This is a genomic window from Acinetobacter sp. MD2 (genome assembly GCF_035615575.1).
GTDB lineage: Bacteria > Pseudomonadota > Gammaproteobacteria > Pseudomonadales > Moraxellaceae > Acinetobacter.
The window spans coordinates 297888-311732 of the sequence record NZ_VTDK01000002.1 but is presented as its reverse complement, the minus strand read 5'-3'; the positions used below and the strand labels follow the sequence as shown (position 1 = coordinate 311732).

At 39.3% G+C, this 13845-nt stretch carries 15 protein-coding genes and 1 riboswitch; of the genes, 7 read left to right on the top strand and 8 right to left on the bottom strand.

From position 1 onward, the window contains the following. Nucleotides 1-19: 19 nt before the first annotated feature. Nucleotides 20-1399, top strand: a complete 1380-nt coding sequence (locus tag FXN70_RS04700; protein WP_420714372.1) for an efflux transporter outer membrane subunit — start codon at nt 20-22, stop codon at nt 1397-1399. 56 nt (nt 1400-1455) lie between these two features. Here the strand turns inward: FXN70_RS04700 and FXN70_RS04695 are convergent, their stop codons facing one another. The 3 genes from FXN70_RS04695 to FXN70_RS04685 form a co-directional block, all read right to left on the bottom strand. Then, nucleotides 1456-2259, bottom strand: coding sequence for an enoyl-ACP reductase (locus FXN70_RS04695; RefSeq protein WP_324646320.1), 804 nt, complete (start codon nt 2257-2259; stop codon nt 1456-1458). A 162-nt stretch (nt 2260-2421) separates the two neighbouring features. Then, entirely contained in the window at nt 2422-3150 is a 729-nt protein-coding gene (locus tag FXN70_RS04690) for a Bax inhibitor-1/YccA family protein (RefSeq protein WP_324646319.1), read from the bottom strand. A 269-nt stretch (nt 3151-3419) separates the two neighbouring features. Further along, nucleotides 3420-4835, bottom strand: a complete 1416-nt coding sequence (locus tag FXN70_RS04685) for an FAD-dependent oxidoreductase (RefSeq protein WP_324646318.1) — start codon at nt 4833-4835, stop codon at nt 3420-3422. A 519-nt stretch (nt 4836-5354) separates the two neighbouring features. On the opposite strand from FXN70_RS04685, the gene FXN70_RS04680 reads away from it, so the two are divergent. Continuing rightward, nucleotides 5355-6830 (top strand): aldehyde dehydrogenase family protein, encoded by a 1476-nt coding sequence (locus tag FXN70_RS04680; RefSeq protein WP_324646317.1) that lies wholly within the window; start codon nt 5355-5357, stop codon nt 6828-6830. Nucleotides 6831-6883: 53 nt separating this feature from the next. Here FXN70_RS04680 and FXN70_RS04675 read toward each other — a convergent pair whose 3' ends face one another. Next, nucleotides 6884-7771, bottom strand: coding sequence for a DUF535 family protein (locus tag FXN70_RS04675; RefSeq protein ID WP_324646379.1), 888 nt, complete (start codon nt 7769-7771; stop codon nt 6884-6886). 348 nt (nt 7772-8119) lie between these two features. Further along, entirely contained in the window at nt 8120-8674 is a 555-nt protein-coding gene (gene orn / locus FXN70_RS04670) for an oligoribonuclease (RefSeq protein ID WP_324646316.1), read from the bottom strand. A gap of 117 nt (nt 8675-8791) precedes the next feature. Here orn and rsgA point away from each other — a divergent pair, with 117 nt between their 5' ends. The 4 genes from rsgA (at nt 8792) to secB (ending at nt 11096) form a co-directional block, all read left to right on the top strand. Then, nucleotides 8792-9850 (top strand): ribosome small subunit-dependent GTPase A, encoded by a 1059-nt coding sequence (gene rsgA / locus FXN70_RS04665; RefSeq protein WP_324646315.1) that lies wholly within the window; start codon nt 8792-8794, stop codon nt 9848-9850. Between the two features lie 94 nt (nt 9851-9944). Next, nucleotides 9945-10355 (top strand): rhodanese-like domain-containing protein, encoded by a 411-nt coding sequence (locus FXN70_RS04660; RefSeq protein WP_324646314.1) that lies wholly within the window; start codon nt 9945-9947, stop codon nt 10353-10355. 12 nt (nt 10356-10367) lie between these two features. Then, nucleotides 10368-10622: a glutaredoxin 3 gene (grxC, locus tag FXN70_RS04655; protein WP_324646313.1), complete on the top strand. Its 255-nt coding sequence runs from the start codon at nt 10368-10370 to the stop codon at nt 10620-10622. Between the two features lie 27 nt (nt 10623-10649). Continuing rightward, nucleotides 10650-11096 (top strand): protein-export chaperone SecB, encoded by a 447-nt coding sequence (gene secB, locus FXN70_RS04650; protein ID WP_324646312.1) that lies wholly within the window; start codon nt 10650-10652, stop codon nt 11094-11096. A 174-nt stretch (nt 11097-11270) separates the two neighbouring features. Here the strand turns inward: secB and FXN70_RS04645 are convergent, their stop codons facing one another. After that, the gene (locus FXN70_RS04645; protein WP_324646311.1) at nt 11271-12155 is read right to left on the bottom strand and encodes a hypothetical protein; all 885 of its coding nucleotides are present in this window, start codon (nt 12153-12155) and stop codon (nt 11271-11273) included. Between the two features lie 166 nt (nt 12156-12321). Here FXN70_RS04645 and FXN70_RS04640 point away from each other — a divergent pair, with 166 nt between their 5' ends. Then, nucleotides 12322-12663 carry a HopJ type III effector protein gene (locus FXN70_RS04640; RefSeq protein WP_324646310.1) on the top strand — a complete coding sequence of 114 codons (342 nt, stop codon included), beginning with the start codon at nt 12322-12324 and terminating at the stop codon, nt 12661-12663. A 107-nt stretch (nt 12664-12770) separates the two neighbouring features. Here the strand turns inward: FXN70_RS04640 and crcB are convergent, their stop codons facing one another. After that, complete coding sequence (crcB, locus tag FXN70_RS04635) at nt 12771-13154, bottom strand: fluoride efflux transporter CrcB (protein ID WP_324646309.1); 384 nt, start codon at nt 13152-13154, stop codon at nt 12771-12773. 122 nt (nt 13155-13276) lie between these two features. After that, a riboswitch (Fluoride riboswitch) is annotated at nt 13277-13342 on the bottom strand. A gap of 43 nt (nt 13343-13385) precedes the next feature. Continuing rightward, nucleotides 13386-13790 (bottom strand): GFA family protein, encoded by a 405-nt coding sequence (locus FXN70_RS04630; protein ID WP_324646308.1) that lies wholly within the window; start codon nt 13788-13790, stop codon nt 13386-13388. Nucleotides 13791-13845: the final 55 nt, after the last annotated feature.

The window sequence follows — 13845 nt, the reverse complement described above, 5'->3', positions numbered from 1 at the left end:
ATTTTCATACCCAAAAATAATGCTTGGCTTGATCATCAGTAGTCAACTGGTTGGCTGTGCTGCACTGGTCAAAACACCCTATCAAGCACCAATCGTGCAAATACCACAACAGTTCCAATACAATAAAAATTCTGCCCAAATTTTGTCTGAGGTCGCGACCGATCAATGGTGGACATTATTTGGCGATGATAACCTGAATCACTTAATCCAACAGGTGCTACAACAAAATAGTAACTTAGCTGTTGCAGGACTGACCTTAAAACAAGCCCGCCTACAAGCAGGCTTAGCCGCAGACCAACAAGGCTTGCGGACAAATGCCAGTGCTTCGGCTGGTCATAATTTTGACTTAAACTCAGGAAAAGGCTCAGACCAAGGTTTATCGGCGAATGTAGGTGTTAGCTACACCCTCGACTTATTTGGCAAATTAGCACGTCAAACTGAAGCAACAAAATGGGAGGCGTTGGCTTCTGAACAAGATTTACAAGCAACCGCACAAACCTTAATTGGCACAACAGCAAAGCTATATTGGCAATTAGCTTATTTGCAGGAAAGCTTAACCACGGCACAACAGAGTCTTAGTAATTCTGAAAAATTGTATCAATTGGTACAAAGCCAATATCGTGCAGGCGCTGTATCGGGCGTCGAGCTAACCCAAGCGGCACAAGCAGTACAAAGCCAAAAAGCTAGCTTAAGTCAAACCACACAAAGTTTGCTTGAAACACGCACTGCTTTGGCAGTATTGCTTCACATTCCTGTACAGCAATTGCAAATACAGGCACCACAGCAGCTACCAAATGCCACGTTACCCAACATTGGTGCTGGACTACCTGCCAATTTGTTGTCTCGTCGCCCTGACCTAAAAGCGAAAGAACTACGACTTCGCAAAACATTAGCCACCAAAGATGCAACCACTGCAAGTTATTATCCATCAATTAGCTTAACAGGTAAGTTAGGTGCAAGTAGTACCTCATTAGTGGAATTACTCCAAAACCCTGTTTTGGCTTTGGGCACAAGTATCAATCTACCGTTTTTGCAATATAACGATATGAAAAAACAGCTTGCGATAAGTAACTTAGATTATGAAAAAGCTATTATTGAGTATCGTCAAAGCTTGTATCAGGCTTTTGCCGATGTCGAAAATGCTCTGTCTGCCCGCACCGCACTCGATCAGCAAGTAGCATTACAGCAGCAAAATGTGGCTTTGGCACAAAAAGCTGAGCGGCTCATTCAAGTTCAATATCGTTATGGTGCCGTACCATTAAAAACGTTACTGGATCAACAGCAAACCACTCGTACTGCGCGTTTGGCTTTAGTGAATACCAAACAAAGCCAATACAATGCCTATGTGACCTTATTGCAAGCTTTGGGTGGTTCTCCTCTGCAACAGTTACCCAAGTAAGACTCAAAACAAAAAAACGACCGCTTGCGGTCGTTTTAAGAATGATTCAACGAAGATTAATCATTGCCCATCATGCTGTCGCTCATACCAACGGTATTAAAGCCGGCATCGACATACATAATTTCACCTGTAATGCCAGATGCCCACGGTGAACACAAGAACAACGCGGCATTACCCACTTCTTCAATGGTCACATTACGCTTAAGTGGCGAAACTTTTTCATTAGCATCTAACATTTTACGGAAAGATTTAATGCCTGAAGCAGCCAAAGTACGAATTGGACCTGCCGAAATTGCATTGACACGAATACCATCCGTACCCAAGCTTGATGCCAAGTAACGCACGCCAGCTTCTAAAGATGCTTTAGCCAAGCCCATTACATTGTAATTTGGCATCACGCGTTCAGAACCTTGGTAGCTCAGCGTTAATAAACACCCTTGGCGTGCTTGTAATAACGGTTTTGCAGCACGTGCCATAGCAATAAAGCTATATGCACTAATGTCATGTGCCACACGGAAACCTTCACGGTCGGTGATGTCGGTAAAGTCACCATCTAAAGTATGTGCAGGTGCAAAGCCAATAGAGTGAATCACACCATCTAAACCATCCCAATGTTTTGCAAGTTCTGCAAAAGCACTGTCAATTTCTGCATCAACTGCAACATCGCAAGGGAATACTAAAGTTGAGTCGAATTGTGCAGCAAAATCATCTACACGTTTTTTTAATTTTTCATTTGGATACGTAAATGCAAGTTCTGCACCTTCACGATGTAAAGCTTGAGCAATACCAAATGCAATTGATAATTTACTTGCAACACCTGCAACTAAAAAGCGTTTACCTGCTAATAATCCTTGTGCCATGAATCGTCTCTCAGCAAAAATATAGCGCTATAATGCCAATACTTGGCAAATTTAGAAATTGCATAATGCATCTTTTTTTAAGCTTTGCTGTTTTAAAATAAATTTGCATAAAAAATCGCGCTTAAAGTAGCGCGATTTTTAAGTTGATTAACGTGTACCCAATTAGTCACGTACCAAACCGATTAAACGTAAAAATGAAATATACATCCACACCAACGTAGCCAATAAAGAAATTGCACACGTCCATTCAAAACTTTTAGGCGCACCTTGCATCGCTGCATTTTCAATTAAATCAAAATCTAAAATTAAGTTGAGTGATGCAATCACGGCAACAAAAGCGGCTAAACCTAAACCCAACCAATTGCTTTCAAAAATATAAGGAATGCTAGATGAAAATGCCAATTGCATAACCAACTGCACCACAAATACAATTGCAATTGCAATCGTTGCAGACATCACCACAGCTTTAAATTTTTCGGTCGCACGAATAATTTTGGCTTTGTATAAACCAAATAAAACGAATGTGGTCACAAACGTTGCTAGTAGTGCTTGTAACGGCGCACCTGGATATTTCAATTGAAAAATAAATGAAATACCACCTAAAAATGCACCTTCAAATAAAGCATAAGGAATAGCAAGGGTTTGTGCCGTTTGTGGTTTAAACACGGTAATGATGGCAAGAATAATGCCGCCAAACATACCAACCATACTCGCCGCATAAGCCAATGTTACATTGGCTGTGAAGGCTGCATAAAAGAAAATTGCAACGCCAACAATAGCAGCAATTGCGGTAAGCATAACTGACTTCTGTACTGTTCCTTGAACAGACATTGGATTTTGTAAATCTGCGTAGGTCTCCACACGCATTAAAATAGGATTTTTACTTTGCATAGCACATCAACTCATATTGTTTTTAGAATGACTGCATTTATTTTAAAGCTTTTCACATTTTCAATATAGTTTACAGGTGTGTTTTTTGTAAGTTGTTTTCTTTTCAAGCATCACATCTAAGCTTATATAAAATTAACATAGCCTCTTTTTTTATCTCTTATTCGCCGCAACTTATATTTCTTTGAACCAAATAAGAAATAATCCAATTTAATTCAAAGAAAATAAGCCAACCACTTGATCTTAGCCAGACCTTACCGCTTAAAAGCGTGTTAAAACGAAATCAATTTTGCAGGATTAAAAAAAGCATTAATTTCATAGGCACTCTTCGCGAGTGGAATAGCAAAAGGTGCAAGTTCACGCCCAAATAAAATATCTTTATGTGGAATTTTGGTCAGCATTTCATAGTCATGCGATACACCAATAAAGTCATGTGCGATTGCCTTACCAATCCGAACTGTTTGCGCAACGCCATGTCCGCTCCAACCTTGCACTGCATAAATTGGATACTTTTCGCCAAATTTACGGCAATCAGTTGCACCGTTATAGGTTAAATCAGTTTCACCACTCCAAACAAAGTCTAAATCAACCGACTTTAATTGCGGAAAAACATGATGAATACGTCCAAGTAAATATTGATACGCTTTGTGCTCATTCCAACAACTTCCCGTTCCTTCGCCACCAAATAACAGTCGATTTTTAGAAACACCCCGATAAAAATCAAGCGCAAATTGCGTATCATAAACCGCATAATCCGCAGGTATTAACTCTTTTAAATCAATCTCTAACGGCGAAGTCGTACACACATAAGTAAACAATGGAATGGTCGTATGATTATGTGATTCGAGCAATTTAAACGAGGCATGATGCACCGCCAAAACTACACTCTTTCGGGCTTTAATTACTCCCTGTGCGGTTTTCACATAAATACCATCCGCCTGCGTTTTTAATTCTATGACTTCTGTCTGCTCAAAAACTTGACCACCATTTTGATTGAAGCCATAAATTAAACCACGTGTTAGCGCCAAAGGATGGATTTGCCCACCCAAATAGTCAATTAAACCACCATGATAAGCTTCACTGTTCACATAATTATGCACCTCGTGCTGACCCACAATTTTGGTATGATCTTCGCCTAAAAATTTGCGTGCATCGGCACCTTGAGTTAACGCAATCAAATGTCCTTCATGTACCGCTGCGGTAATGTGTCCTTGCTTGCGGTCAAGCGCTAAACCATATTTATCACTAATTTCATCAATCAAATCCATGGCTTCATTGGCTGTAAAACGCCATAATTTTTTCGCATCTTCCACACTCATGTGGTCAAGCATTTCTGCCGCTTCCCAACGTGCAAGCCCTGGTGTGAGTTGCCCTCCATTACGCCCAGAAGCAGCACTACCAATCCGATTTTTCTCAACCAAAATTGTGTCAATGCCTAACTCCGACAAATGCAGCGCAGTAGATGCACCTAATAAACCACCACCAATGACCACTACATCACATTCTTGGTCGGTCGAAAGTGCATCAAAGCAATGCCATTCATTTAATGAGCTTTCGTAATAATTGGCAGCTTGTTCAATATCGGCACATTTCGGATTAAGCCAACTCCATTCTTTATCGAGCTTATTATGAATGCTCGGCCTATATTCAACATCTTCTAAAATTATGGGTTTATTAATCTTTAACATAGGTATTCTCCGATTTTTATTAGAATTTTGATTCTTCCCAAATACAGCTAAACAGTTACAGAATCAAAGTTATATGCTTATAAAACAGGGGGTTTTCGGTAAAATTACAGTATGTGAGGTATGCTTAAACACAAATAAAAGATAAATAACTTCGATGCCGAGACCTTCATCTCCTTTTTAAAAAATCAGCGTCACAATTTGAATCACTCAATTTTTTAGAATAAAAATCTGTCGAGGACAAGCTCCATTTTTGTTTATAAATTAGCAAATGCTATGCCAATTCTCTTGTTTATACTCCTATAACCTGGCTTGAGTCACAGAAAACAGAAATAAGCCAAATGGGGTGAGTTTAATCAATATAGAGGAATTAAAAATTTCGCTCAAGCATGATTTATGTTGCAATTTGTTGGATGAAAGAAGTACTTGTCAAAACACTGTTTTTCACTTATTGATTATTTATATCCTTAATTGCCGATTGGCACTTTGCTAGTCTTTGCATAAACTTGAGCGAATTAAAATATGAATAGATATGACCAGTTTTTTATTAATGGACAATGGGTTGATTCTAAAAAAAATTTTGCAAGTATTGACCCCAGTACTGAAATCGAAATCGCGCAGATTGCATCTGCAACTGCTGCCGATGTAGAGCTTGCCGTTCAAGCCGCGCGTCAAGCCTTTGATAGTGGGATATGGTCAGATTTGTCAGGTCAGAAACGCGCCGATTATTTACATGCCATTGCCAACGAAATTCGTGAAAACATTGAACTGTTAAGCCGACTTGAAGTACAAGACAATGGCAAACCGTATGCCGAAGCAGAATGGGATATTAATGATGCTGCTGATTGCTTTGATTTTTACGCCAATTTAGCCAAAAACCTAGATCATAACACTGAGCAAGTGATTCCCTTGCCAGATGCACGCTTTAGCAGCGTCGCACGTAAAGAACCTGTAGGCGTTGCATGTGCCATTATTCCATGGAATTATCCACTGCTTATGGCAGCATGGAAAGTGGCCCCTGCTCTTGCCGCAGGTTGTACTTTAATCTTAAAACCTGCCGAGGCAACTTCGCTTACAGCCATTGAACTTGGACGAATCGCCGAAAAAGTGCAATTACCTGCGGGTGTACTTAACATTTTAACGGGTATTGGTTCAGACATTGGCCCAATGCTGACCGAACATCCAATGATTGATAAAATTGCCTTTACGGGTAGCGTGCCCGTTGGCAAGCACATTATGCAAAGCGCTGCGTATCAGGTCAAAAATATCAGCCTTGAATTAGGTGGAAAATCAAGTTTCATTGTCTTTGAAGATAGTGACATCGAAGCTGCGGTTGAATGGATTATGTTTGGAATTTTTTGGAATCAAGGACAAGTCTGCTCAGCAACTTCTCGTGTACTCATCCATGCAGATCTTTATGAACCCTTGCTGAATCGCTTAAAAACTGAAGCGCAAAAAATTAAAATCGGCAATGGTTTTGAAACTGAGGTAAAACTTGGGCCATTGATCAATCAAAAACAATACCAACATGTCTGCACTACCATTCAAAATGGTATCAATGATGGTATCCGTTTGGTGAGTGGTGGCAAACGTCCGCCACACTTAGCAACGGGCTATTATATCGAACCTACCATATTCGCAGATGTACCTGAAGATCATCCTCTGTGGAATGAAGAAATTTTTGGCCCCGTGGTGAGTATTCGCTCATTTCAAACCGAAGCGGAGGCAATCTCTAGTGCCAACAATTCTATTTTTGGTTTGGCAGCAGCGGTCATGTCACAAAATAGCGAACGTTGTAATCGGGTGGCTCGAGCATTACGTGCAGGAATTGTCTGGATCAATTGTTCACAGCCAACCTTTTGCCAAGCACCTTGGGGGGGTTATAAACAAAGTGGCATTGGGCGAGAACTGGGCGAATGGGGATTAGACAACTATTTAGAAGTAAAGCAGATTACAACCTATAACAGTTCAGAACCATGGGGCTGGTATTTAAAATAATATCCATCATCCAGTAAAAAACCTGTCATGTTGCCATGACAGGTTTTTTTATTTTAGACAATATGTCGAATATTATTTAAATTTTTCACCATTTGCTCATTCAACTCATCTAATATCAACTGTCGCTTGCGATATTGGCTTCTTTTTTTAGATGCAATTTCTTCTAAATCAATGTTGTTTGACAGTGGTTTAAAACAATAATTCCCCGTTGCCAGCTTTTTAGCATCGAATTCCTCCCAAAAACCATCAAGCGATGCTTTTACTTGCTTTTTCGTCCACAACCTTTGTAATCCATTAAACACATGGTTTTTATTTGATATCGCAAAGATATCATCAACAGCAAATTGATTCGCCAAAATAGATAATGCATGTAAAATAAATTGTTTAGGTCGCAATCCATGCATTGTTTTTGTTAATATTTTTAGTCCATCCAGCGTTGTCACATCTTGCTTTCCAGCCTGTAATCCACCAATAAAGAAACATGTTTTTTGATTATCTAACATACTTGAAAATGTGAGTGTATATTGAACACCACCATTCACTTTCATGAGAAGGCTCATTTCACCTTCATATTCAAAAAGACTGTTACACTGTAAAATAATTTCTACCAAATGCGTGTTTTCCAAGCTATCGGTAAAAGTAGAATTAAATAGATGGATTTCACGATAATAAGACTCTTCTTTAATATTAGAAAAAAGCCAATTATAGTGCTGTTGCAAAATGTTCAATTGCTCTTGTTTATTGATGTGTGAACTCAAATATGAATACTGCATTTTACGCAAAAAACTATATCCATAATAACTTGTCCATCGCTTATGTTGCTCGGTCGAATTAATAAACTTAGACCATTGATAATTAACAGATCCATTGATTATATATCTGAAAATATACTTAATGTACTTACTATGTGAACTTTTCGCAAAAGCAAAATAAGAATCCACCAACCAGTAGTACACAAATTTGTTTTTTAAAACAGACAAAAGTATCCCCAATCACAAAATATTTTAAATTTTCGGTTCGATACGGCCAATAGGTACACGTAAGAAAACGATTCCGATTGAAACATATTATTAATATTGAATTAATAAGTTTAATCAAATTCCACAAAATTTTGTGGAATAAAAAGACATATTATTCATGCTATATCTAAAAAAACTTCATTAATTATTTTGGAGTCTAGGAAGTTCAAAACAGCTTATGGTTTAAATTTCAATAAGCTGTTTTTCATTTTGTTAAGAGCATTACTCACTTGCATCATAAGAATATATTGAACAAGTAGAATCATTCACTTAATTATTGGTGATAAAAAAATATTCACGGTAATAGCGAAGTTCACGAATCGAATCACGAATGTCATCCATAGCCAAATGCGAAGCTTCTTTTTTCAAACCACTCATAATTTCAGGGCGCCAGCGTTTCGCCAGCTCTTTAACCGATGACACATCTAAATTACGATAATGAAAAAACTGTTCAAGTTCAGGCATTAAACGATGCATAAAACGGCGGTCTTGGCAAATTGAGTTTCCACACATTGGCGATGCTTTTGGTGACACCCATTTTTTCAAAAACTCAAGGGTTTGTACTTCGGCATCTCGTGCGCTTAGTTGGCTACGGCGAACACGGTTCACCAACCCCGATTGACCATGTTGACGGGTATTCCACTCATCCATCGCATTCAAAATGGTATCGTGTTGATGGATTGCCAAAACAGGCCCTTCTGCCAACACATTTAAATTATCATCGGTAACAAGAGTTGCAATTTCGATAATTTGATCGTTATCGGTATCTAATCCTGTCATTTCAAGATCAATCCAAATTAAACGTGTTTCTGGGGTGCTTGCCATAGGGTCAGTTCTTATCGATTTAAAACATCAATCTTAACAAATTTCTCGCTTCTTGGCTGTAATTTCACGTTCCATCATGCTATTTTGCCAATCTTCCACACTGGCTTTAGGATAGGAATGGCTCTGATCCGTAAACGTCGTTTAACTGAGCAACAACAACGACGTATTCAAAAACAACATCAATCTCGTCAAGAGGAACTTGATACCTCTCAAGACCTTGAAGGTTTGGTGGTGCAACATTATGGGCGGCAGCTTGAAGTCAAAGCCTTATCAGAACCTGAACAACATCCTATTGCACCTGTATGTGTAGAAGGCGAACCTGAACCTTTTTGGAAGCCGATTGAGCTGGGCAGTGTTTGGCGTTGCCACACCCGCACCAATTTAGAGTTATTGGTAACAGGCGACCGCGTTAAATGGCAAGCAGACCCGAACACAGGCTTAGGAGTGATTACTGCGATTCATCCGCGGCGCTCACTGCTTACCCGCCCTGACCGCTATCATAAAGTCAAACCTGTGGCAGCCAATATCAGTTTAATTGTGATTGTATTTGCACCTTTGCCAGAACCTGCGCCAATGCTGATCGACCGTTATTTGGTGGCGTGCAACAATGCCAATATTCCTGCACTCTTGGTCTTAAATAAAGCCGACTTATTAAAAGAACACGACCCAATTTTAGATTTACTCCAAGAATATCAAGACTTAGGTTACGAAGTACTGCAAAGCAGTATTGATGGCAATTTAACCGAACTTGCACAGCGTTTAGAAGGTGAAACCGTTGCCTTTGTGGGGCAGTCAGGCGTAGGCAAAAGCTCTTTAATCAATAAAATTGCACCTCATGCATTGCAAAAAACCAATATCATTTCCGAAAACTCAGCCCTTGGGCAGCACACCACCACTTCAACCCGTTTGGTTGACTTTGGCGAGCGCGGCGCATTAATTGATTCGCCGGGTATTCGTGAATTTGGTCTGTGGCATTTAAATTTAGATGCGGTTGAAGCAGGTTACCCTGAAATTGCTAACTATTTAGGTCGCTGCCAATTTCGTAACTGCACCCATAAAAATGAAAAAAACTGCGCCTTGCAACAGGCTGCCGATAACGGTGAAATTTTGTTGCGGCGCTTAGAGAGTTTTTTACGTTTATCGGATGAAATTTTGGATGCACAACAAAAAAGTTAATTTTGTTGCGCTATTGCTCTTGAAGCAGTGATTTTGATCACTATTAATATACGTTATACTCTAGCGCATTTAGAAATGCTAATAAGGTGAATTTGTGGAACGTTGGTTTGAGTTTATGGGGAATCACCCCTTTTTGTTTGGTGTTCTCGCCGTTCTGATTATTCTGTTTTTCGTATTTGAAGGACAACGGAGTGGACGTAAAATTTCACCACAATCACTCGGTATTTTAGTCAAAGTTAAAAATGCGATTTTGATCGATTTACGTGATGCAAAAGACTTCCGCGAAGGTCACATCAGTGGCAGCCGTAATATTCCATATAGCCAACTGAGCAGTCATCTTGAAGAGTTAAAAAGCTCAGAACGTCCATTGGTGTTCATTTGTAATATTGGACAAGTTGCAGGCAGTGCTTTACAACAAGTTGGACATACAGATAGCTACCGTTTAGATGGTGGTGTGTCGAACTGGAAAGCACAAGGCTTACCACTTGTAAAAGCTAAAGCATAAAGGGGATTACACATGGCTGAAGTCACAATTTATTCAACAACCGTCTGCCCTTATTGCGTTCGTGCAAAACAATTGCTTGAACGTAAAGGCGTGGCGTTTAAAGAAATTAATCTTTCAAATGAAGCACCAGAAGTACGTATTGAATTAATGCAACGCACCAATCATCGTACTGTGCCACAAATTTTTATTAACGACCAATTTATTGGTGGTTTTGATCAGCTATACGCCTTAGAGCGTGATGGCAAATTAGACCAATTACTCGCTTAAACCTCACTTCAATTAAGGACTTATACAATGAGTGAAGAACAACAAGTTCAACTCGCATTAGAACGTATTTATGTAAAAGACGCATCTTTTGAAATTCCAGGCCCACAAGTATTTACTAAAGAATGGCAGCCAGAACTCAACATCAATCTTTCTTCTGCAGCAGAGAAAATTGATGCAAATCATTTTGAAGTATCGTTAAAAGTCGTTGTTCAAGCACAAAATGCGGGCGAAACTGCATTTATTGTGGACGTAACACAATCGGGTATTTTCCTAATCGATGGTGTTGAAGATGACCGCCTACCGTACATTTTAGGTGCATATTGCCCAAATATTTTGTTCCCATTCTTACGCGAAGCTGTAAATGAATTGGTCACCAAAGGCAGTTTCCCGCAGTTGTTATTAACGCCAATCAACTTCGATGCAGAATTTGAAGCGAATATGCAACGCGCTGTCGCTGCTGAAGGTCAAGCTTAATTTTTTTAAGTAACCAAACAGCGATCCGAAAGGGTCGCTTTTTTTATATCAAATGATCTAATCTATTAACAAAGCAAATACATAACATGAACAACGTGACTAAATTTCTTTAATTTTTGGTTAAGTTAAGCCCTTTAGACTCAAATTATTCAGAAGCCTAAGCCCCTCCTCCTCTTAGGCTTCTTTTTTGTATAATGTATCGCTCAATACTATTTGTTCACCTTGAACATAAAAATTTAAATTTGGCACAATAAAAGCGAACACTTCTGGTTCTGTTTGCGTTGTCCACTGTTTTAAAATTTCAGGGCTCTGAATTTGTTGCACTTTTGCAGGTGAAATTTGCTCAAATTGAATCGGCATCTCAATATTTCCCTGAGAAAGACGCCCGACATCATCACTCCACTGCGACCATGCATGGTCTTGATCAACCAAAAATTTGACCGCTGTACTCCAGTCGTTAAAAAATGGCTGCCATGTTTTGGGTAATTGTTTTTGATCTACTGTTCTGACTTGAGCAGAAAAGGAATACTGTTCATCCAACTGAATTTGCGTACTTATTTCGTCATATTCTGCATTGCTATCTATACAATGCTCAAACTGTGCTGCCAATTGTGCAGGCATCACATCACTTGCTAAACGCCCACCCAGTACATAAAGCAACTGATCAACAATCACCTGTTCAAAAATGACAGTTTTATTGGCTTGCATGGGCGCCAAATAAAAACGCCAATTACTTTGCTTGGGTGATGGAAAAAATTTGCGTAACGGGCCTAAAAATGCCAAGCCAAAATGATGATGTTGATACGTCAAAATTGTAAAAATCGTTTTGCCATCTTTTTGCCAAAAAGGCACAAAATCAGGATATTGAGCAATGACTGCATCGGCATCGACCAACCAAGATAAATACACCACATCGGTCACTTCACTTTTTAACCGCATAAAAGGGACATAGCGCATCAACCAACGACGTACTTTCAGCAATGCTTTGCATGTCAATAAATGCAATAAAACGCGTTGAATCACCGATAAATGTTTGAATTTAATTTGATGTTTATGCATGTCATCACATAACCGACCTAATTATGCAAGTTATAGCATTTTTTATAAAATTTTGTTTTATTCAGCACTGCTGTTTTCAGCAGTATCTGTTACTTTTATCACTCACTTTTAAAAAAATAAGATTCAATGCTATGCTGCTTGGCAATTTTCAATTTTTGAGATTATCATGGCACAAGCACACACGCTTTTAACACAATTAAAAGCAGGTCAAATTCAATTTAAAGATGTTATTGCAGCGATCGAACAAGCTTTTCATGTTCAAGCCACTGCTTTTAAAAATGGCGCACAACACAATGCTGCAACTGAAAATCAAGGCAGTGCCAAAGTATTTGCTTTTGCACAATTGCAAAATTTAAACCAAGCCGACACCTTAGCACTCTTTGCAGAACATTATGCTGCGGTACTTGCCACCCCCGATGCAACCGACCATCAAAATATTCGCCAGTTTATGCAGCATGGCTGGTCGGGTATTGAATTTGAAGGCCAAGCACTGACACCAAAAGCTTAAAACAACAAACATGAAAGCAGTCAATTGCCTGCTTTCATTGCTCTTTTTCTTTGTCGCACACAGCACTAGCATCTATTTCAATACAACAAAAAAAGGATTCTCTGGCTTTATCCATGTTGGCTCAATGCTTGATAACATATCATTCCAAGCACCGTACACAGCAATGAACCACAAACATGCAATGCTATTGCCGTTATCGCCATCGTCCATTTTCCACTTTGTAATAACGTGACCATTTCAACTGAAAAAGTTGAAAATGTTGTGAGCCCACCACAAAATCCTGTCACCACAAAAAGTTTATAATTCGGACTTAAATTACTTTGGGCAAAAAATGCAATCGCAAAACCAATAATGAATCCACCCACTAAATTAACGGTCAGCGTTCCTAATGGGATATTGGGATAAATTGCATTGAGTTTAAGACCTAGAAACCAACGTCCCCAGCCACCCAAAATTGAGCCTAGTGCAATTGCAGCAAGTGGATAAAACATGAAATATTCCTTTAGAAATCTAAAAGAGTACGATAACGATGGATAGAATTTGGAATCATCACGTACTCTAAAAACTTGGATACAGAGTACGTGCATAAACCTACGTTCCCTGTAATCAAGGATTAAACGTAGGCATCATTAGCCGAATGGCGGTTTGTGCAAGGAGGAATGCCATCTCCCATTCGATTAATATAACGGATATCGCAATCCATTACCGCTTTTTTATGATAATTATGGGCGTTCTGCAAATTGCGGCAGGTGGTCACAAATATCATGCCATTCTGCTTTGTCAGCCGTAAAAATATGCATCACTGGTTTTTGCATGAGTGGCGTGTCTAAAGTACCCACTCTTAAACGATAAATCTCAGGCATTTCTTGTCGAATACTCAATATTGGCGAGCCACATTCGGCACAAAAACACCGCTGAATAGTGGGTGCAGACTGATATTTTTTAAGCAAGTCTTCGCCTTGCACAATTTTAAAATCTACCGCCTGAATGGGTGCTGTCACAGCATACGCTGTTCCACTTGCTTTACGGCAACGCTGACAATGACATTGGACACTTTCACCAATCAACCCATGAATTTCATAGCGAATGCCCTGACACAAACAACTGCCTTTGTGAATCTCTGTCATTGCCCTATCCTTATAATGATTTAAGTTACTAAATTAACCTAGACTGTAACCAACA

Coding starts and splice junctions, on each gene's coding strand:
- FXN70_RS04700 (WP_420714372.1), top strand. CDS start 20: ATGCTTGGCTTGATCATCAGTAGTCAACTGGTTGGCTGTGCTGCACTG.
- FXN70_RS04695 (WP_324646320.1), bottom strand. CDS start 2,259: ATGGCACAAGGATTATTAGCAGGTAAACGCTTTTTAGTTGCAGGTGTT.
- FXN70_RS04690 (WP_324646319.1), bottom strand. CDS start 3,150: ATGCAAAGTAAAAATCCTATTTTAATGCGTGTGGAGACCTACGCAGAT.
- FXN70_RS04685 (WP_324646318.1), bottom strand. CDS start 4,835: ATGTTAAAGATTAATAAACCCATAATTTTAGAAGATGTTGAATATAGG.
- FXN70_RS04680 (WP_324646317.1), top strand. CDS start 5,355: ATGAATAGATATGACCAGTTTTTTATTAATGGACAATGGGTTGATTCT.
- orn (WP_324646316.1), bottom strand. CDS start 8,674: ATGGCAAGCACCCCAGAAACACGTTTAATTTGGATTGATCTTGAAATG.
- rsgA (WP_324646315.1), top strand. CDS start 8,792: ATGGCTCTGATCCGTAAACGTCGTTTAACTGAGCAACAACAACGACGT.
- grxC (WP_324646313.1), top strand. CDS start 10,368: ATGGCTGAAGTCACAATTTATTCAACAACCGTCTGCCCTTATTGCGTT.
- secB (WP_324646312.1), top strand. CDS start 10,650: ATGAGTGAAGAACAACAAGTTCAACTCGCATTAGAACGTATTTATGTA.
- FXN70_RS04645 (WP_324646311.1), bottom strand. CDS start 12,155: ATGCATAAACATCAAATTAAATTCAAACATTTATCGGTGATTCAACGC.
- FXN70_RS04640 (WP_324646310.1), top strand. CDS start 12,322: ATGGCACAAGCACACACGCTTTTAACACAATTAAAAGCAGGTCAAATT.
- crcB (WP_324646309.1), bottom strand. CDS start 13,154: ATGTTTTATCCACTTGCTGCAATTGCACTAGGCTCAATTTTGGGTGGC.
- FXN70_RS04630 (WP_324646308.1), bottom strand. CDS start 13,790: ATGACAGAGATTCACAAAGGCAGTTGTTTGTGTCAGGGCATTCGCTAT.